The following is an 18,650-nucleotide window of genomic DNA, read 5'->3' as shown; positions in this document are numbered from 1 at the left end:
TAAATGAATAAATATACAAAATAGCATAAAATAAGACTTCAACTAACAATCTCCGCCTTTTATATGAATTTTTTACACCAATCGTTCCTCTATATAAGAAAGCAAAACTTTAATTTAGCAGTGTTTCCCTCCATCTTATTCATCTAAATTAATAGCACTAAAAAATCACAAGTTTAATCGAAGTACACACAAGAGTTCAAACGAAAATTATATAGCAAATATAATAAGCGAACGTTTTGTTCATCCCCACTCATCATTCGCCCCACATCAGACACTTACGAGCAGCCCAGCTTTGAGATAGAAATTCCACCCCACAAATAGCGCGGTAAAACAAAGCTTCAATCAGCAAGTTCCTCTCCTTTTACAAGACAAAAAAATAGCACTTAGATTTCTACAATCTAAGTGCTATTTCTGAATAATAATAGTAGAATTCTTTCTAAATTTCCATTCCATCCACTTCATAACAAGCGGCTTCAATAAAGCTCTCGTAATAGGGATCACGCAGATAAACCCTAGCATATCTGTCACATACCCAGGAAGCACTAAGAGAATACCTCCTACAAATACAAAAATACCATCTAGTACCGCCTCACCTGGCATTTCCCCTCTATTCAACTTAGATTGAATCTCTCCAAGCACTTTAAACCCTTGTCTTTTGGCCAAATACACACCTACAACACCTGTAAATACAATCATAGCGAACGTAGACCATAAACCTATTACATGACTTGATCCAATTAAGACCGTAATCTCAATCGCCGGTATTAAAATAAACAAGAATAGTAACCACTTCATAGTTCTACACCTCTCTCACATCTCACTTTTAACGCCCTCACAATGCCTATATACATCACATGAAATATAGATACCCTTTCATATTAAAACCCATAACAAACAGCTTTTAAAAGCAATTCTAGGCGCTTTAAGCTAATTTTATCTCGTTTTTGTGTAAAAAAAAAGAGAAGGACTCCGATCCTTCTCTCCGTATTACTTATAGCACTTCCGCATGTCCATTATAAACAATTCCGCGTGCTGCATCAACTGTTACTTCTTGGCCATTTTTTAAAGTTGCTGTTACGCCGTTTACACCAACGATAACAGGAATACCGATTGATACACCTACAACAGCTGCATGGCTTGTTAAGCCACCTTCTTCTACAACTAAAGCTGCAGCTTTTTCGATTGCAGGAATCATATCTTTATCAGTGCTTGTTGTAACAAGGATATCACCTTCGTTTACGTTCGCTACAGCTTCAGCAGCTGTTTTCGCTACAACTACTTTACCTTTTGCAGCTTTACGACCGATTCCTTGTCCTTTAGCAATTTCTTCACCAACAACGTGGATTTTCATTAAGTTTGTTGTACCAGTTTCAGCAACTGGTACACCAGCAGTAATCACTACAGTATCTCCAAGTCCGATTAGACCTGCATCCATACCTGTTTGAATTGCTGTATCTAACATTTCGTCAGTTGAAGCTGCGCGCTTCTCAGCCATAAATGCTTGTACACCCCAAACAAGTGCAAGACGACGTCCTACTTGCTCGTCAGATGTTACAGCTACGATTGGAGATTTTGGACGGTATTTAGAGATCATTTTCGCAGTATATCCACTTTCTGTTGGAGCTACGATTGCAGCTACATCAAGAGCAAGTGCTGTATGTGCAACAGATTGGCTAATTGCATCTGTAATTGTTGGAGTGAACTCTTTAATACGTTTTTTGAACATATCTTCATATTGTAATGATTTTTCAACACGTACCGCAATGTTAGCCATCATTGTTACTGCTTCTACTGGGTATTGTCCAGCAGCTGTTTCACCTGAAAGCATGATTGCATCTGTACCATCGAAGATTGCATTAGCTACGTCACTTGCTTCCGCACGAGTTGGACGTGGGTTACGTTGCATAGAATCTAACATTTGTGTTGCAGTAATAACTGGTTTACCTAACACGTTACATTTTTTAATTAGACGTTTTTGTACTAACGGTACTTCTTCTGGTGGAATTTCCACACCCATATCACCACGAGCTACCATTAAACCGTCAGAAACTTCTAAGATTGAATCGATGTTGTCGATACCTTCTTGGTTTTCGATTTTTGGTACGATTTGGATGTATTGAGCGTTATGTTCTTCTAATAATTCACGGATTTCTAATACGTCAGACGCTTTACGTACGAATGAAGCTGCAATGAAATCAACTTTTTGCTCGATACCGAAGATGATATCTTTTACGTCTTTTTCAGTGATACCAGGAAGCTTAATGCTTACGTTTGGTACGTTAACACCTTTTTTATTTTTTACAGTTCCGCTGTTAAGAACTTTTGTACGGATGTTTCCATCAGCTTTTTCGATTACTTCTAGTTCGATAAGACCGTCATCGATTAGAATACGAGAACCTGGGTCTACATCATCATAAAGACCAGCATAAGATACAGAGAACTTCTCTGCAGTACCTAATACTTGCTCAGTAGAAAGAACTACTTCTGCACCTGTTACAAGCTCAGCTTGTCCGTCTACGAAGTCGTGAGTACGGATTTCTGGACCTTTTGTATCAAGTAAGATACCAACTGTTTTACCAGTTTTCTTTGAAGCTTCACGAATGTTTTTAATACGAGCTCCGTGCTCTTCATGGCTACCATGAGAGAAGTTTAAACGAGCAACGTTCATACCTGCTTCGATTAATTGCTCTAATTTTTCAATACTTTCACTAGCAGGACCTATAGTACATACAATTTTAGTTTTACGCATATTGCACCTCCGAAAATTATGAAACCGTTCCCAAATATCTGACATTACGCCGATTAGATGGATAATTCTTTAGATAATTGATACATATCTTTATCGATTGTATGCTTTTGAGCTAACGCTTCGATAATGTCATGATCAACAAGTTTGTTATCTTGAATACCTACACAACGTCCGCCTTTACCAGCAATTAACAATTCAACTGCTCTTGCGCCAAGACGACTTGCTAATACACGGTCTTGTGCACTCGGTGATCCACCACGTTGTACGTGACCTAATACAGTTACACGAGTATCAAAGTTTGTTGCTTCTTCAATGTGCTTACCGATGTCAATTGCACTTCCAACACCTTCAGCTACAACGATAATACTGTGTTTTTTACCACGTTCACTACCACGCTTCAGACGAGCGATAACATCATCCATGTCATACTCTTCTTCTGGAATTAAGATTGTTTCCGCACCATCAGCTAAACCAGCCCATAATGCGATATCACCAGCGTGACGTCCCATTACTTCGATAACATATGTACGTTCATGAGATGTAGCTGTGTCACGAATTTTATCAATTGCATCAATAACAGTGTTTAAAGCTGTATCGAAACCAATTGTGAAGTCTGTTCCAGGGATATCATTGTCGATTGTACCTGGTACACCAACACATGGGAATCCTTGTTCAGTTAATTTTTTAGCGCCTTGGTAAGAACCATCTCCACCAATAACAACAAGTCCTTCGATACCGTGTTTCTTTAATTGCTCGATACCTTTTAGTCGTACTTCTGGATCTTTAAACTCAGGACATCTTGCTGTATATAATTTTGTACCACCGCGGTGGATAATATCGCCAACAGAACCAAGTTCTAATTTTTCAATGTGACCAGAAATTAATCCAGCGTATCCATGGTAAATACCATATACTTCAATATCATGGAAAATCGCTTTACGAACAACTGCACGAATGGCAGCATTCATACCAGGTGAATCTCCACCACTTGTTAATACACCAATACGTTTCATTTGTACTCACCTCATAAAGATTATTTGCCTTATAATAAAATAACACGAAAAAATATAAAAATACAATGGAGAAGATGTGTCTTTTCATAATAAAAACGTGCATTCGCGAAGTGGAACGCACGCTTTTCTTATTTTATCCAAATGGAAGCGTTTGAAAACGAAACTTGCCCAATTTTCATATATTTTTCATAACGTTTTTCGATTAATTCATCTTTCGAAATTCCGTTTAATTGTTCAAAAGTTTTTCGAATCATTAAGTCTATATTTTCTGACTGTTTCAAAATATTACGGTGAGCTCCGCCTCTTGCTTCTGGAATAATTTCGTCAATTACACCTAATTCTTTCAAATCTGCTGCTGTAATTTTCATTGCCTCTGCAGCTTCCTTTGCTTTTCCTGCATCTTTCCAAAGAATTGCCGCTGCACCCTCTGGTGTAATAACAGAATAAGTGGAATTTTCTAGCATATGAATGTAATCTCCAACTCCAAGGCCTAGCGCACCACCACTACCACCTTCGCCGATAACGATACAAATAACAGGTACCGTTAAACCTGCCATTTCAAATAAATTGCGGGCGATAGCTTCACTTTGACCACGTTCTTCAGCAGCTTTACCAGGATAAGCTCCTTTCGTATCAATAAAACAAATAATAGGACGATTGAACTTTTCCGCCTGCTTCATTAAACGTAATGCTTTTCGATATCCTTCTGGATGAGGCATTCCAAAGTTACGGCGAATATTTTCTTTCGTATCTTTTCCGCGCTGATGCCCAATTACAGTTACAGGCATCCCTTTATATTTCGCAATGCCGCCGACAATCGCTGCATCATCGCCAAATAGACGATCTCCATGACATTCGAAAAAATCAGTAAATAAGTGCTCAATATAATCGAGCGTTGTCGGTCGTTCAGCATGACGAGCAATTTGAACACGGTCCCATACTTTCAGATTGCCGTATATATCTTCCTCTAAATTTTCTAGCTTTTCTTCCAAAATACGAATCTCCTCACTGAAGTCCATCTGGCTGTTTTTCGTATAGTCTTTCAGTTCACGAATCTTATTTCTTAGCTCAACAACTGGTTTTTCAAATTCTAGCTCTGCCATACAGCCATTTCCCCTCCTTGATGAACTTCTAAAATCTTGCGAAGTGATTCTCTCATATCATCACGATGCACCACCGCATCTAATTGACCATGATCTAGTAAGAATTCTGCCGTTTGGAAATCTTCTGGTAGTTTCTCACGCACCGTTTGTTCAATTACACGTCTACCAGCAAATCCGATAAGTGCACCTGGTTCTGCAAGATTATAATCACCAAGTGAAGCGAAACTCGCTGAAACCCCGCCCGTCGTTGGGTGAGTCATAACAGAAATAAATAATCCTCCTGCATTACTATGCTTTTTCAAAGCTACGCTTGTTTTTGCCATTTGCATTAAACTTAATATACCTTCTTGCATACGGGCACCACCCGAAGCAGTAAAGATAATAAATGGAACTTGTAAGTCGTACGCCTTTTCAACCGCACGGGCGATTTTTTCTCCTACTACAGAGCCCATGCTCCCCATTCGAAAACGAGAATCCATTACTGCAACAACAACAAGCATGTCATCAATTGTTCCTTCACCAGTTACAACCGCTTCGTTCAATTCAGTCTTCTTACGATCGCTCTCTAGTTTCTCTTCATAACCTGGAAACTCGAGTGGATTTAATGAAACCATTTCTTTGTCATACTCACGGAATGACCCTTCGTCCAATATACTATCAAGACGTTCCCATGCATTCATAGGATGATGATATCCACAATTCACACATACTTTTAAATTTTTTAGAAGTTCTTTCGTATACATGATTTTTTTACATTCCGGACATTTTGTCATAACGCCATCTGGTACATCTTTTCGTACTTGTTCTGAAGGTATTGCAGCGTACTTTTTCTTTTTCACGAATAAATCTCTTAGCACAATTTGACCCCCTTCGTTGAGAGCTAAGGTTAGCGTAAGAAGAAAATGGGGCTAACACCAAAGTTTGATGTTAGCCTTATCTTCTCAATCTGTCTAATAACCTCACTCTTTACGTTTAACTTTAACCGCTACGCGGTAGAATGTTTGTCATAACGTGTCATGGTCATTTCGACAAATTTTATACATTACGAGTGAAACTGTATATTCTCTACTAATTCATCGTAAATTTTTAGTGCATCATTTTCTTGTTTTTCTTCCAAAGTAGCATAAAGCTTTCTATACATATCGATAGAATCTCTTGAAACTTTACAAGAAAGAGTTGCTACGTAATCATTTACGATCATCCAAATGCGATATAGTAAATAATTATCGACTTGTTCAATAAGTGTTTTAAAGAACGTTTGATGAAGCGTTGGGACTGAGCTTTCATTTCCTTCAAGTACTTGGTGTAATCTACTTAGTACTTTAGAAAACGTTTCTTTCGGTAAATTACATACAATTCGAATCATATCTTTCTCAAGTAATCGTTTCGTTTGTAATAAATCACGAATTGTTTTCTCATCTTGCAATAAGAACGGAGCAATTAATTGTACAAGACCGTTATCATAAAAGTTTCGAATAAACGTCCCTTCACCACGTCTCGTTTCAATCAATCCTACCAGTTCTAAAGCACGCAATGCTTCTCTTACAGAGGAACGTCCTACGTTTAAGCGTGAACTTAACTCACGCTCAGACGGCAAACGATCCCCCGCCACCAAACCATCCTCTTCCATAATGGAACGGATTTTTTTTACAATTTCGAGATATACTTTTGTATTTGATGATGTCAATGGAAATTCCTCGCTTATTCTTTACCAATCAGCGCTAATTGTTTTGTTTTTTCAGCGATCTCATTTGGATCTACTTGACGGCGAGCTACTCCTGTCTCCATTGCTGCTTTTGCAACGTAAGCCGCTACTTGAGGCGCTACACGCGCGTCAAATGGTGCCGGAATGATATAGTCTGCATTTAACTCATCTTCTGCTACAAGCTCAGCAATAGCCTGTACAGCTGCCATCTTCATTTCTTCGTTAATTTGTGTCGCATGTACGTCAAGTGCACCGCGGAAAATACCAGGGAACGCCAGTACATTATTTACTTGGTTCGGGAAGTCAGAACGACCTGTTCCAACAACAGCTGCGCCCGCTGCTTTTGCCAATTCTGGCATAATTTCTGGAACTGGATTCGCCATTGCAAAAATAATCGCATCGTCATTCATTGTACGAACCATCTCTTCTGTTAATGCACCTTCTGCAGATACACCAATGAATACGTCCGCACCTTGTACAACATCAGCTAAAGAACCTTCTATACGATTCTTATTTGTATATTTTGCAACTTCATCCTTCACCGGATTCATACCTGTAGGACGACCATCATAGATTGCGCCTTTACGGTCACACATAATAATGTCGCGTACACCATAGCGATATAAAAGTTTAATAATTGCAATACCTGCTGCACCTGCGCCATTTGCGACAACTTTAATGTCAGACATTTTCTTTCCAACTAATTTCAGTGCATTTACAAGACCTGCTACTGTTACAATAGCTGTTCCGTGTTGATCATCATGGAAGATAGGAATATTTGTTTCTTTTTTCAAACGCTCTTCAATAATGAAGCAGTTTGGTGCTGCGATATCTTCTAAGTTAACGCCGCCAAAAGTTGGCTCCATTAATTTTACAGTTTCAACAATTTTATCTACATCGTTTGTATTTAAGGCAATTGGGAATGCATCTACACCAGCAAAGCTCTTGAATAATACAGCTTTACCTTCCATTACTGGAAGAGATGCTTCAGGTCCAATGTTACCAAGACCAAGTACAGCTGTTCCATCTGTCACAACTGCTACCATATTTCCCTTCATCGTATATTCATATACCTTACTTTTATCGTCATAAATTTCTTTACAAGGTTCTGCAACCCCTGGAGAATATGCAAGACTTAAATCTTTTGCATTTTCTACTTTTACTTTTGATACAGTTTCTAATTTTCCTTGATGCACTTTATGCATGTGAAGTGCTTCTTCACGAAGTGTTGACAAACTATCCACTCTCCTCAAATTATTCTTGCTGATATCAATTTCTCCAAGTGGTCTGACCACGAACACTACTACTATAATAATCGAAGTGTAGGGAAATTGTCCATTATATTTTCACAACTACATTTTCTTCCCCGACAATTTCACGAAGTGCTCCTAAACATTCTTCACTTGGATGAATCGATAAACTCCGAGATAATTGTACCATTTTATGTTCCTTTTCATAATAAATTAGTACTTTCGCAAAACCTGAATAGTCGAACAATATTTTCGTAACCTGATTTAAAAGCTTTTTCTCATACTGAGACGGCAATTTCACGTAAACAGATGCGTCTTTCTTTTCTTCATAAACATCCATTTCCTCTAGCGGATATAGTCCATTTACAATCCATTGCAGCTTATGATTTCTTAGCTCAATCGTACCGTCAACTAAAACAATTGCTCCTTCTTGCAACTTATGCGAGAAATGTATATACGTTTCCGGGAAGAGGACCGCTTCCATTTCATCATTTTGATCACAGAATGTAATAAATGCCATCTTTTGAAACTTTTTCGTACGAATCACTCTCACACTTGTTATATACACAATAGCTCTTTGTACTTTTTTCTTGTGTCGCATCGCCTGAGCGAGAGATGGAATTTCTAATTCTTTTGCTAACTTCACATATTGCGCTGTCGGATAACTTGATAAATAAAAGCCAAGTGCTTCCTTCTCTTTATTTAGTTGTTCAATAAAAGATAACTCTTCTCCTTGTACATATTTTGATTTTGGAACAGCATCTCCTAAATCACGTGCGAGATTCGCGTACTCTAACGCCCCTTTAATACTTTTCCATAAATTCGTTCTCGAAACACCAAAATCGTCAAAACATCCCGACCAGACGAAAGCTTCTAAATTACGCTCCGTTACGAACTTTGACGGCATACGAAGACAAAATTCAAATAAATCTTCGAACATTTTTTTCTCTCGTTCTTCTAATAATGCCGTCACTGTAGCCATTCCAATATTTCGGATCGAAAGTAAACTGTAACGTATCGCATTCCCTTCTATTTGGAAGTTGTAGCCACTCCTCTGAAGAGACGGTGGCAAAACGTGAAAACCTTTCCGCTTCGTTTCTCGTATATACTGTACAATCTTATCTTCATTTCCAATTGCGCTTGATAATAATGCCGTCATAAATTCCAGCGTATAATTCGCTTTCAAATAGGCAAGCTGATATCCGATCATACTGTAAGCTACAGCGTGACTTCGGTTAAAACCGTAATTCGCAAATCTTACAATTAAATCATAAATTTTCTCTGCGGATGTCTCATCATAACCATTTCGCAAACATCCTTGGACGAAATGCTTACGTTCCTGATCTAAAATATCACGATTTTTTTTACTCACCGCACGGCGCAGTAAATCTGCTTCTCCGAGCGAAAAACCAGCTAACTTCGATGCAATTTGCATAATTTGTTCTTGGTATACAATGACGCCGTATGTTCTTTCTAAAATTGGCTTTAAATCCGGATGTAAATATTCAATTTTTCTTTTTCCATGTTTCGATTCAATAAAAGTCGGTATCTGTTCCATCGGTCCTGGTCTGTATAACGAGTTAACAGCTACGATATCTTCAAACTCATTCGGTTTTAACCCGCGAAGTACATTTCGCATACCACCCGACTCAAGTTGGAATACACCCGTTGTATCCCCTCTCCCTAATAATTGGAACGTCTTTTCATCTTGAAGAGGTAAGTTTCTTATATCGATTTCTTTCCCTGTTTTGTTCGCGATAAATTTTATAATATTTTCAAGTAACGTTAAATTACGTAATCCTAAAAAGTCCATCTTAAGCAACCCAAGTTCTTCTAGCGCATCGGCTGGATATTGCGTAACATAAACATCGTTATGTCCTTCTTGAATTGCTACACTTCCTGTTAGCGGTTCTTGACTCATAATAACACCAGCCGCATGAATAGACGTATGACGTGGTAAACCTTCTACACGTTTTGCGATTTCAAATACACGCTCATGCAGAAGATTCCCTTGTATAAACTCACGAAGTGATTGTGATTCTTCATATGCATCTTTTAACGTTATACCAAGCTTTGATGGGATAAGTTTTGAAAATATATCAATATCTCGCGGCGGAAGCCCCATTACGCGGGCAATGTCTCTAATTGCCGCTTTTGCTGCAAGCGTACCAAACGTTACAATTTGCGCAACACGGAGCTGACCGTATTTATCTTTCACATAGCGAATCATCTCATCACGTCTTACGTCTGGAAAATCAATATCAATATCGGGAAGCGTCACACGTTCAGGATTTAAAAACCTTTCAAATAATAGATCGTATTCAATTGGATCAATATCTGTAATTTCTAATACGTATGAAACGAGTGAACCAGCTGCCGATCCACGACCTGGTCCTGTTAGAATATGATTTTCATGTGCATACTTCATAAAATCCCATACGATGAGGAAATAATCACTAAATCCCATACGAGAAATAACATTTAATTCATGATCCAAACGCTTTATATGCACTTCTTTCGGTTCACCATATCGTTTCCGCAAACCTTCTTCACAAACACGACGCAAGTATATATCACTCGTTTCATTAGACGGAACAGGAAACTTCGGAAGTTGATTTACATGGAACGGTATTTCTACTTGGCAACGCTCTGCAATTTTTATTGTATTTTGGATTGCTTCCGGCGCATGGGAAAATAGTGCTTCCATTTCATCCGATGACTTTAAATAATACTGATCTGTTTTCAGCCTCGGCCTATCTGGATCAGTCATTTTCGTTCCACTTTCAACAGATAGTAAACATTCGTGAACAAGCGCGTCACTTTGATTGATATAGCGCACATCGTTTGTTGCAACGACTGGAATATTAACCCTACTAATAAATTCAGGTAGTTTCTCTTGTAAAAGCAACTCATCTTGAATCGCATGATGCTGCAAACTCATATAAAAATGGCCAAACATATTTTGATATGTGCGAGCTACTTCTTCAGCCTGACTCTCATTGTCTTCTAGTAATAATTGCTCAATTTCGCCATCTTTACCTGGTGAAATTGCAATTAATCCTTTCGCATAATGCGCAAGCCACTTCTTAGGAATACCTTCTTTGGACTTTGTCATAATACTGCTAGAAATCTTTAATAAATTTTGGTAGCCTATTTCATTCTCAGCAAGTAATACAAGCGGATAAGACCTTTCTTCTTCTTCACTAAAAATAGAAGCGGTTAATCCAATAACAGGCTGTATACCATGTTTCTTACATGCTTTATAAAACGGAATAACGCCATACATAACATTTTCATCCGTAATAGCCAGCGATGAAAAACCGAGTTCTTTCGCCCTGACTACAAGCTCATCAATTTTACAAGCACTTTTTAATAAACTAAAAACGGTTTGACATTGTAAATGCACAAACTTCACTGTTGTACCCTCTCTTTACCTATTTGACTACTTTTATTATAGGTGATGAGGAAAGCGGAAATCAAAACATACTTCTTATACTTTGTCCATATATATGAAGAAGAAAGGGGAATGACGATGGATGTAAGAGAACATACTTTTTTCTCTCTGCTTATTATTAGTTATTTTATTGCCTTTGGGGTTATACTTGGCGGTTCATTAATTGGTGGATTTGGTGCGTTTCTTATCGGAAAACCAGCTCTAACTTACATTAATCAATTCGCCCAAAATTTAAGAATTTGGGCACTCGTTGCAGCAATCGGCGGAACATTCGATACCTTTTATAGCTTTGAAAGAAGTTTCTTTGGCGGAGATATGAAAGATATCGTAAAGCAAATTCTCCTTATTTTTTTCGCAACTGGTGGTATGCAAACAGGTCTCATTATTATTAAATGGCTAACTCAGGAACATGTATGAGAGTACCAAGTGCCAATACAGCAAAAAGATGGTACTTAGTATTAGCTGGGGCTGCTGTTGGAGGCGTGTTGAGCTGGTTTATTTTTTTGTACATATACGGTGTTTTTCAAGAAGAACAAGCTAGTAAAATAGCAGAACAAAGAGAAATTATAGAAAAACAAGAAGCAAAGCTCCACGTCCTTCTCGAAGATCAAGAAAAATTGAACACTGAAAATAAACGGCTCTTAACCATTCAAGAGATTAAAATAAAACTTATCAATCGAGAAAAATACGATTTAGACAATCTCACACTCGAAAATATGACTACATCTATCCATAATGACCTCCAACATCTTTTAACGAAAAACATTCAAAGTATCGCAAAAAATAAAGACCTACTTAAAAAGGTAATCGAAAATAAAACGTACAAACATTACGATCGGCTATACCGTTTTAAAGTCGATACAATATCTTTTGATACAGTGCTTGAAATTAGCATTACTATAGAGAAAGAAAAATAAAGAAGGAGGGCTTTAGCGCCGCTCCTTCTTTTCGTTCTAACATATAGTCTCTTATTTACAAATCTCACGTAAATCAGCAAAAAGACGATCCGCTTCTTCCCAAGAAGATGCCTTCGCACCAGAAGCCATCGGATGCCCCCCGCCGTTATATTGCATTGCTAATTTGTTTATAACTGGTCCTTTTGAACGAAGACGAACACGAATTACGTCGTCTTCCTCTAAAAATAGAACCCACGCCTTTAATCCATCAATATTGCCAAGCGCTCCAACAACACCAGATGCTTCAGAAGGAAGTACATCAAACTCTTCTAATACTTCTTTCGTTAATTTAATGTAAGCTGCTCCTTCTTCTACCATCGTAAAGTTTTGTAAAATATAACCGTTTAAACGAGCAATTTTTTCTTTTGTCTTATACATCTCATTGTATAAATCTGTGAATTTCACACCCATGTCAACAAGCTCACTTACGTAACGAAGTGTTTTTGCTGTCGTATTCGGGAATAAGAAACGACCTGTATCTCCAACAATTCCTGCTAAAATAAGGCGGGCTGCTTCTTTTGTTATTTTTAATCCTTTATCTTTCCCATAGTTATAAAACTCATAAATCATTTCACTTGTAGAACTCGCTGTCGTATCTACCCACGTAATATCTCCATATGGATCTTCATTTGGATGATGATCAATTTTAATTAACATCTTCCCTTTTGTATAGCGTTGATCGTCAACACGTTCTTGATTCGCAGTATCACAAACAATAACAAGCGCATTTTCGTATACACTATCTTCAATATCATCCATTACTCGTAAGTATGCTAGTGACGGCTCATTGTACCCAACCGTATAAATATTTTTCTCTGGAAACGATTCTTGTAGAATTGTACCAAGACCACCCTGTGAACCTAACGCATCTGGATCCGGACGCACGTGGCGATGAATAATAATTGTATCAAACTCTTTAATTGCTCCTAAAATTTGCTCATGCATATGTATAATCTCCTTTTTAATCAACTTCTTCACTTTATCCTCCATTATAACGGAAAGTATTTCATACATGCGAACAATTGCTTTATAATAAAAGTTAGAAAGTTTAGATATTTCTTTTTCTTTTCTATTATTTTTCACAAAGCGATGGGAGTGTTCATTATGCCAGTATTAGTCTTCTGTATTATCGTCTCATTTATGTTGTACCTCTTTTACAAAACAAAATACTTTCGTACAAACCGCCCAATGGAGAAAGGTTGGCTCTCAGGAAAATCCGCAATGGCACTCGGTTCATTCGTTTTATTTTTCGGGATAAACCAATTCTTTTTAGAACTTTCAACCGCTCGTATTATCGTTGGTGTTTTATTCGTTCTATTTGGTAGTGCAAGTGTATTTAACGGGTTTCGCCAATACAAACATTTCTTGCCATTAGCAGTTAAAGAAGCTGAAGTCTATGAAGCAACGTAAAAAAGCATCAATATTGTGATGCTTTTTTACGTCCCTTAACTTTCAAAATCATATACGCAACAAACGCAGATGGTATATTAAATGGGTTCCCTTGTACGTGAAAATGTAATTGTTCTTCTCCAAAAGACATTTTTTCATATAGCTCTCGCTGAGATAATCCTGTCTTTTCCTTTTTTTCATGTAAACCTTGTAAATATAAATATTGAATCGGTATCATTACAAGAAAGTAAAATAGTGCGATACTACCAAAAAAGAGTACGGCTGACGACATAATGCATACCACCTCTCACGATTCCATTTTCTTACAATATAATCATAACACAATATACAACTAAATTGAATTATTATTCCGTCTTTTCTCACATTACTTTTCCACTCCATCCCATACATATTTCACTAAAACTCCCATCTAAAATCATGCCTTTCAAATTTAAAACAACAAAAAAAGATGGAACAAATCAAAACGATTTGTTCCATCTTTTTATTTATCGATTAACTGAACCATAAGTAATGCTTTTCCAACAACATTACCTTCATGATGCACCTCTACATCGACCTTACCAAATTTACGTCCAATTTCTAATACTTTCGGATGAACAGATACAACATTATCAATTTGAACCGGCTTTACGAAATAAATCGTTAAGTTTTCAACAATTAAATCACTCTTCTTTTGCGCACGAATGACGCGATTTGTCGCTTCTGTCACAATTGTTGCAAATACACCGTACGATAACGTCCCGATTGAGTTCGTCATTTGCGGCGTCACCGAAAATTGATATAGATGCTCATTCTTCGCTTCTTTTGGTGTCATAAATTGATTCGTTACAATATCATCAATGGTTTCTCCAACTTGTGGCTGACGTTGAATCATTTGCAGTGCCTGAAGTACATCTTGACGGCTAATAATACCTTGCAGTTTGTTTCCTTCCTCAACGACAGGAAGTAATTCAATTCCTTCCCACACCATCATACGTGCCGCAGCTGCGACAGACATTTTACCGTTCACTGTAATTGGGTGTTTTGTCATTACTTTATCAATTGGTGTTTCTTTCGCTACTCCGATCATATCTTTTGAAGTTACGATTCCTAGTACTTTGTTACTTTCATCGACAATTGGATATCTTCCGTGCATTGTCTCTTCGTTATATGCATGCCATTGCTGTACTGTATCACTCGGCTTTAAATATAACGTTTCTTCAATTGGCGTTAAAATATCTTCAACGAGTACAATTTCTTTCTTAATAAGTTGGTCATAAATTGCACGATTAATTAACGTTGCGACCGTAAATGTATCGTAGCTACTTGAAATGATCGGCAGCTTTAATTCGTCTGCTAATTTCTTCACATGATCTTCCGTATCAAATCCGCCCGTAATTAATACAGCGGCTCCAGTTTCTAGCGCTAATTCATGTGCATTGGTACGGTTACCAATAATGAGTAAATTCCCAGCTTCTGTATAGCGCATCATCGCTTCTAATTTCATAGCTCCGATTACGAATTTATTTAATGTTTTATGTAGTCCTTCTCTGCCCCCAAGTACTTGACCGTCGACAATGTTAACGACTTCTGCATATGTCAGTTTTTCGATATTCTCTTTCTTCTTTTGTTCAATTCGAATTGTTCCGACACGTTCAATTGTACTAACATATCCTTTATTTTCTGCATCTTTAATTGCACGGTAAGCGGTACCTTCACTTACACTCAAATCTTTCGCAATTTGTCTTACAGAAATTTTATGGCCTACTGGCAGGCTATTAATATGTTCTAAAATTTGGTTATGCTTGGTAGCCAAATGGTTTCACCATACTTTCTTTTCCCTAAATTCTTCATGTGTTGTACTTTCAGTATACTATATTTTCAAAACTGTTACACTCTCTCTTTGCATACCTGTACTATTTTTTTTATAACAAAATGACACTTACATTCCACCAGTCATTCTATTACAACAATGTAATGCTATTGTCATCTCATTCGATAGTTCGCCCACTTAATTGCCTATACAATTAAGACAAGAAATAAAACAGAGGAGCGAACACATGATGAAAAAACTTTTAGAGGTTGTAGGTGCTGTATTTTTAGCTTTCGTAGATGGGAAAAAAGTTGCAATGGAATTGAATGAAACACCTGAACAACCACGTACCAAAAGAGAAGAATCACCAAAACAAATACAAGCATTAAAAGCTGTCCTACACACGTAAAAAACCCTTCACTTTTCTTTTCAAATGAAGGGTTTCTTTTCTATAGTGTAATACTTTCTCCAGCTTCTAATACTTTCCCTGTACAATTTTGTAGCTTTTCTACAAATTGATATGGATCTTGTTCAATAACTGGGAACGTATTGTAATGCATCGGTACAACAGTTTTCGCATTAATCCATTTTGCCGCTAGTACAGCATCTTCTGGCCCCATTGTGAAATTATCACCAATTGGTAAAAATGCTAGATCAACTTTATTTAATTCCCCAATTAACTTCATATCAGAGAATAGTGCAGTATCTCCTGCGTGGTATACAGTTTTCTCTTCTGCTGTAAATAAAATACCTGCTGGCATACCTGTATATGTAATCGTCTTATTTGCTTCATCAATATAACTAGAACCGTGGAATGCTTGTGTAAACTTCACTTTTCCGAAGTCAAATTCATGTGAACCCCCAATATGCATCGGGTGTGTATTTACACCTTGCCAACTTAAAAATGTTGCTAGTTCAAATGGCGCTACAACAACTGCATTATTTTTCTTCGCAAGCTCTACTGTATCTCCAACATGATCACCGTGTCCATGCGATAAAAGAATTGCATCCACTTTTACATCTTCAGCTTTTAAATCTGTTTTCGGATTACCTGTTAAAAACGGGTCAATTAAAATAACTTTTTCATTCGCCTCAATTTTCACAACTGAATGTCCATGATAAGATACTTTCATTATTACATTCCTCCCCTATTCACATTCTCACTTTTTATTCTACATGATTTTTCAATTCCCTGTCTTTTCTAACATCTATTTACTTGTCATAACACTTTCTTCCGAGTTAAAGTTATATTTGTAATTAAATATCTCGGGGGTGCCAATCGATGAATGCTAGATTAGAAAATTTAATGCAATGGCTAAAAGAAAAAAACGTAGAAGCTGCGTTCTTAACTTCTACACCAAACGTCTTCTACATGACAAACTTCCACTGTGAACCACACGAAAGATTACTTGGTATGTTTGTATTCCAAGAAAAAGAACCTATTTTAATTTGCCCTAAAATGGAAGAAGGTCAAGCACGTAACGCTGGCTGGGCACATGAAATTATCGGATTTACTGATACTGACAGACCATGGGATATGATTGCAAAAGCAATTAAAGACCGCGGCATCAATGCAAATGCAGTTGCAATTGAAAAAGAACATTTAAACGTAGAGCGCTACGAAGAATTAACGAAATTATTCCCAAATGCAGCTTTCAAATCAGCTGAGGAGAAAGTTCGCGAACTTCGTTTAATTAAAGATGAAAAAGAACTTTCTATTTTACGCGAAGCAGCTAAAATGGCGGACTATGCTGTTGAAGTTGGTGTAAATGCAATTAAAGAAGATCGTAGTGAACTAGAAGTATTAGCAATTATTGAACACGAATTAAAAACAAAAGGCATACATAAAATGTCATTTGATACGATGGTATTAGCAGGTGCGAACTCAGCTCTTCCACACGGTATTCCTGGCGCAAACAAAATGAAACGCGGTGATTTCGTACTATTTGATTTAGGCGTAATCATTGACGGTTATTGCTCTGATATTACACGTACAGTGGCATTCGGCGAGATTTCTGAAGAACAAACTCGTATTTACAACACTGTACTTGCTGGACAACTACAAGCAGTTGAAGCATGTAAACCAGGTGTTACACTTGGCGCAATCGACAACGCTGCTCGTTCTGTTATCGCAGATGCAGGTTACGGAGACTTCTTCCCACACCGACTTGGTCACGGACTTGGAATTAGCGTACACGAATATCCAGATGTAAAAGCTGGTAACGAGTCTCCATTAAAAGAAGGTATGGTCTTCACAATCGAACCTGGTATTTACGTACCAAACGTAGGTGGCGTTCGTATTGAAGATGATATTTACATCACAAAAGACGGATCAGAAATTTTAACGAAATTCCCGAAAGAGTTACAATTTGTAAAATAATAGAAAAAGGCAGCGGGAGTGCTGCCTTTTTCTATTTCCCTACTATTTCAAATTTCTCTACAATCATTTTTGCTGGATAACTTTCAAGTATTTGAGAAAACCATACTTTTATTTTATCCCCTGTTTTTAACTGTTTATATGCGTCTTTGTCCTTAAAGCTCAAGACTATATGTGCTGGATGCTCTTTATTCATTTGTTGTTCTATATAATGTTGCAACTCTACTTTTGTTTCAACCGTTTTATCATCGGCAAAAAACATCGTGTCATTTCTTAATATGATATACCCTTCTTTAGGTACTTCTTTTACCGTTACTTGCTCTACTTGTTTTGTATCACACGCTGATAATACGACTAGAAATACACTTAAAAACATAACAATTTTCATATGCCTATTCATTTTTAACTCCTTACTCTAGGCTATTTCAAATTTAACACCATCTTCTCCTCATACTTATCATCCCATTTAATCACAACTTCTATAGGTTCATCTTTAGAGATAGGCGCGCAACTTACACAAGAAGACTTCATTTCAACCTTTGCTCCTCTATGAACTTCTGACGTTTGTGTCATTGTACTAAAGGCTCCATTAATAGCAATCTCTAAGTTTTTAAATTCTGTCTTTCCATCCCCGCCCTTATATTGAAACGTAAACATTCCATCTTCACTGTCATCCTTAATATGCCCTTTATATTGTCCAGTCCAACTTTTGCTCTCGCTAGAAAAAGTAAAATACCAAATCGAGCAGCTTCCTAAAAAGAAAATACTAATGAAAAAGAATAACGCTCTCTTCATCATGCCCCTCCATTCAAATGCACTTATTTATTGTCTATTTCTTCCT

Annotated in this window: 19 protein-coding genes; 5 read left to right on the top strand and 14 right to left on the bottom strand. The window is 37.3% G+C overall.

The genetic code is table 11. The features are described 5' to 3' along the window. Positions 1-405: 405 nt before the first annotated feature. The 8 genes from MR112_RS16535 to dnaE form a co-directional block, all read right to left on the bottom strand. Complete coding sequence (locus MR112_RS16535; protein WP_000871628.1) at positions 406-795, bottom strand: FxsA family protein; 390 nt, start codon at positions 793-795, stop codon at positions 406-408. Between the two features lie 196 nt (positions 796-991). Then, a complete protein-coding gene (gene pyk / locus MR112_RS16530) occupies positions 992-2,749 on the bottom strand; it encodes a pyruvate kinase (RefSeq protein ID WP_001232673.1) in 1,758 nt (585 codons plus the stop codon). Positions 2,750-2,802: 53 nt separating this feature from the next. After that, positions 2,803-3,762, bottom strand: a complete 960-nt coding sequence (pfkA, locus tag MR112_RS16525) for a 6-phosphofructokinase (RefSeq protein ID WP_000821157.1) — start codon at positions 3,760-3,762, stop codon at positions 2,803-2,805. A gap of 128 nt (positions 3,763-3,890) precedes the next feature. After that, positions 3,891-4,865, bottom strand: coding sequence for an acetyl-CoA carboxylase carboxyl transferase subunit alpha (accA, locus tag MR112_RS16520; protein WP_000818804.1), 975 nt, complete (start codon positions 4,863-4,865; stop codon positions 3,891-3,893). Then, a complete protein-coding gene (accD, locus tag MR112_RS16515) occupies positions 4,853-5,722 on the bottom strand; it encodes an acetyl-CoA carboxylase, carboxyltransferase subunit beta (RefSeq protein ID WP_000942856.1) in 870 nt (289 codons plus the stop codon). The genes accA and accD overlap by 13 nt, the downstream gene beginning before the upstream one ends. Before the next feature lie 185 nt (positions 5,723-5,907). Further along, complete coding sequence (locus MR112_RS16510) at positions 5,908-6,552, bottom strand: FadR/GntR family transcriptional regulator (protein WP_000204448.1); 645 nt, start codon at positions 6,550-6,552, stop codon at positions 5,908-5,910. A gap of 14 nt (positions 6,553-6,566) precedes the next feature. Further along, positions 6,567-7,775 (bottom strand): NADP-dependent malic enzyme, encoded by a 1,209-nt coding sequence (gene ystJ / locus MR112_RS16505; RefSeq protein WP_161508111.1) that lies wholly within the window; start codon positions 7,773-7,775, stop codon positions 6,567-6,569. Between the two features lie 133 nt (positions 7,776-7,908). After that, entirely contained in the window at positions 7,909-11,235 is a 3,327-nt protein-coding gene (gene dnaE, locus MR112_RS16500) for a DNA polymerase III subunit alpha (protein WP_242245133.1), read from the bottom strand. 42 nt (positions 11,236-11,277) lie between these two features. Between dnaE and MR112_RS16495 the strand changes: the two genes are divergently transcribed. Both MR112_RS16495 and ytrI read left to right on the top strand, forming a co-directional pair. Next, positions 11,278-11,691, top strand: coding sequence for a YtrH family sporulation protein (locus MR112_RS16495; protein ID WP_002005839.1), 414 nt, complete (start codon positions 11,278-11,280; stop codon positions 11,689-11,691). Next, complete coding sequence (ytrI, locus tag MR112_RS16490) at positions 11,688-12,191, top strand: sporulation membrane protein YtrI (protein WP_001265736.1); 504 nt, start codon at positions 11,688-11,690, stop codon at positions 12,189-12,191. The genes MR112_RS16495 and ytrI overlap by 4 nt, the downstream gene beginning before the upstream one ends. 51 nt (positions 12,192-12,242) lie before the next feature. Here ytrI and MR112_RS16485 read toward each other — a convergent pair whose 3' ends face one another. Continuing rightward, on the bottom strand, positions 12,243-13,175 hold the full coding sequence (locus tag MR112_RS16485) for a DHH family phosphoesterase (RefSeq protein WP_000545136.1): 933 nt from the start codon (positions 13,173-13,175) through the stop codon (positions 12,243-12,245). Between the two features lie 159 nt (positions 13,176-13,334). On the opposite strand from MR112_RS16485, the gene MR112_RS16480 reads away from it, so the two are divergent. After that, the gene (locus MR112_RS16480) at positions 13,335-13,640 is read left to right on the top strand and encodes a YtpI family protein (protein ID WP_001144776.1); all 306 of its coding nucleotides are present in this window, start codon (positions 13,335-13,337) and stop codon (positions 13,638-13,640) included. Positions 13,641-13,647: 7 nt separating this feature from the next. Here the strand turns inward: MR112_RS16480 and MR112_RS16475 are convergent, their stop codons facing one another. Beyond that, positions 13,648-13,911: a DUF3949 domain-containing protein gene (locus MR112_RS16475; RefSeq protein ID WP_000093045.1), complete on the bottom strand. Its 264-nt coding sequence runs from the start codon at positions 13,909-13,911 to the stop codon at positions 13,648-13,650. Positions 13,912-14,121: 210 nt separating this feature from the next. After that, the gene (locus MR112_RS16470) at positions 14,122-15,435 is read right to left on the bottom strand and encodes a CBS domain-containing protein (RefSeq protein ID WP_000201572.1); all 1,314 of its coding nucleotides are present in this window, start codon (positions 15,433-15,435) and stop codon (positions 14,122-14,124) included. A 244-nt stretch (positions 15,436-15,679) separates the two neighbouring features. On the opposite strand from MR112_RS16470, the gene MR112_RS16465 reads away from it, so the two are divergent. Next, the gene (locus tag MR112_RS16465) at positions 15,680-15,841 is read left to right on the top strand and encodes a hypothetical protein (RefSeq protein ID WP_000976303.1); all 162 of its coding nucleotides are present in this window, start codon (positions 15,680-15,682) and stop codon (positions 15,839-15,841) included. A gap of 40 nt (positions 15,842-15,881) precedes the next feature. Here MR112_RS16465 and MR112_RS16460 read toward each other — a convergent pair whose 3' ends face one another. Next, positions 15,882-16,565 (bottom strand): metal-dependent hydrolase, encoded by a 684-nt coding sequence (locus MR112_RS16460; protein ID WP_000868918.1) that lies wholly within the window; start codon positions 16,563-16,565, stop codon positions 15,882-15,884. A 149-nt stretch (positions 16,566-16,714) separates the two neighbouring features. On the opposite strand from MR112_RS16460, the gene pepQ reads away from it, so the two are divergent. After that, a complete protein-coding gene (pepQ, locus tag MR112_RS16455; protein WP_000994026.1) occupies positions 16,715-17,812 on the top strand; it encodes a Xaa-Pro dipeptidase in 1,098 nt (365 codons plus the stop codon). Positions 17,813-17,843: 31 nt separating this feature from the next. On the opposite strand, the gene MR112_RS16450 is transcribed toward pepQ, so the two are convergent. Both MR112_RS16450 and MR112_RS16445 read right to left on the bottom strand, forming a co-directional pair. Then, positions 17,844-18,209, bottom strand: coding sequence for a DUF3221 domain-containing protein (locus MR112_RS16450; RefSeq protein ID WP_001079377.1), 366 nt, complete (start codon positions 18,207-18,209; stop codon positions 17,844-17,846). Positions 18,210-18,229: 20 nt separating this feature from the next. Then, the gene (locus tag MR112_RS16445; protein ID WP_000816717.1) at positions 18,230-18,604 is read right to left on the bottom strand and encodes a hypothetical protein; all 375 of its coding nucleotides are present in this window, start codon (positions 18,602-18,604) and stop codon (positions 18,230-18,232) included. Between the last annotated feature and the right edge of the window lie 46 nt (positions 18,605-18,650).

It is taken from the genome of Bacillus cereus group sp. BfR-BA-01330 (assembly GCF_022663885.1).
Taxonomy (GTDB): domain Bacteria; phylum Bacillota; class Bacilli; order Bacillales; family Bacillaceae_G; genus Bacillus_A; species Bacillus_A cereus.
The sequence above is the reverse complement of the archived record's forward strand: the minus strand, read 5'-3'. Positions and strand labels throughout refer to the sequence as shown.

Coding starts and splice junctions, on each gene's coding strand:
- MR112_RS16480 (WP_001144776.1), top strand. CDS start 13,335: ATGCCAGTATTAGTCTTCTGTATTATCGTCTCATTTATGTTGTACCTC.
- accA (WP_000818804.1), bottom strand. CDS start 4,865: ATGGCAGAGCTAGAATTTGAAAAACCAGTTGTTGAGCTAAGAAATAAG.
- pfkA (WP_000821157.1), bottom strand. CDS start 3,762: ATGAAACGTATTGGTGTATTAACAAGTGGTGGAGATTCACCTGGTATG.
- ytrI (WP_001265736.1), top strand. CDS start 11,688: ATGAGAGTACCAAGTGCCAATACAGCAAAAAGATGGTACTTAGTATTA.
- MR112_RS16485 (WP_000545136.1), bottom strand. CDS start 13,175: ATGCATGAGCAAATTTTAGGAGCAATTAAAGAGTTTGATACAATTATT.
- pyk (WP_001232673.1), bottom strand. CDS start 2,749: ATGCGTAAAACTAAAATTGTATGTACTATAGGTCCTGCTAGTGAAAGT.
- MR112_RS16535 (WP_000871628.1), bottom strand. CDS start 795: ATGAAGTGGTTACTATTCTTGTTTATTTTAATACCGGCGATTGAGATT.
- MR112_RS16450 (WP_001079377.1), bottom strand. CDS start 18,209: ATGAATAGGCATATGAAAATTGTTATGTTTTTAAGTGTATTTCTAGTC.
- pepQ (WP_000994026.1), top strand. CDS start 16,715: ATGAATGCTAGATTAGAAAATTTAATGCAATGGCTAAAAGAAAAAAAC.
- MR112_RS16460 (WP_000868918.1), bottom strand. CDS start 16,565: ATGAAAGTATCTTATCATGGACATTCAGTTGTGAAAATTGAGGCGAAT.
- MR112_RS16465 (WP_000976303.1), top strand. CDS start 15,680: ATGATGAAAAAACTTTTAGAGGTTGTAGGTGCTGTATTTTTAGCTTTC.
- ystJ (WP_161508111.1), bottom strand. CDS start 7,775: ATGCATAAAGTGCATCAAGGAAAATTAGAAACTGTATCAAAAGTAAAA.
- MR112_RS16445 (WP_000816717.1), bottom strand. CDS start 18,604: ATGAAGAGAGCGTTATTCTTTTTCATTAGTATTTTCTTTTTAGGAAGC.
- MR112_RS16475 (WP_000093045.1), bottom strand. CDS start 13,911: ATGTCGTCAGCCGTACTCTTTTTTGGTAGTATCGCACTATTTTACTTT.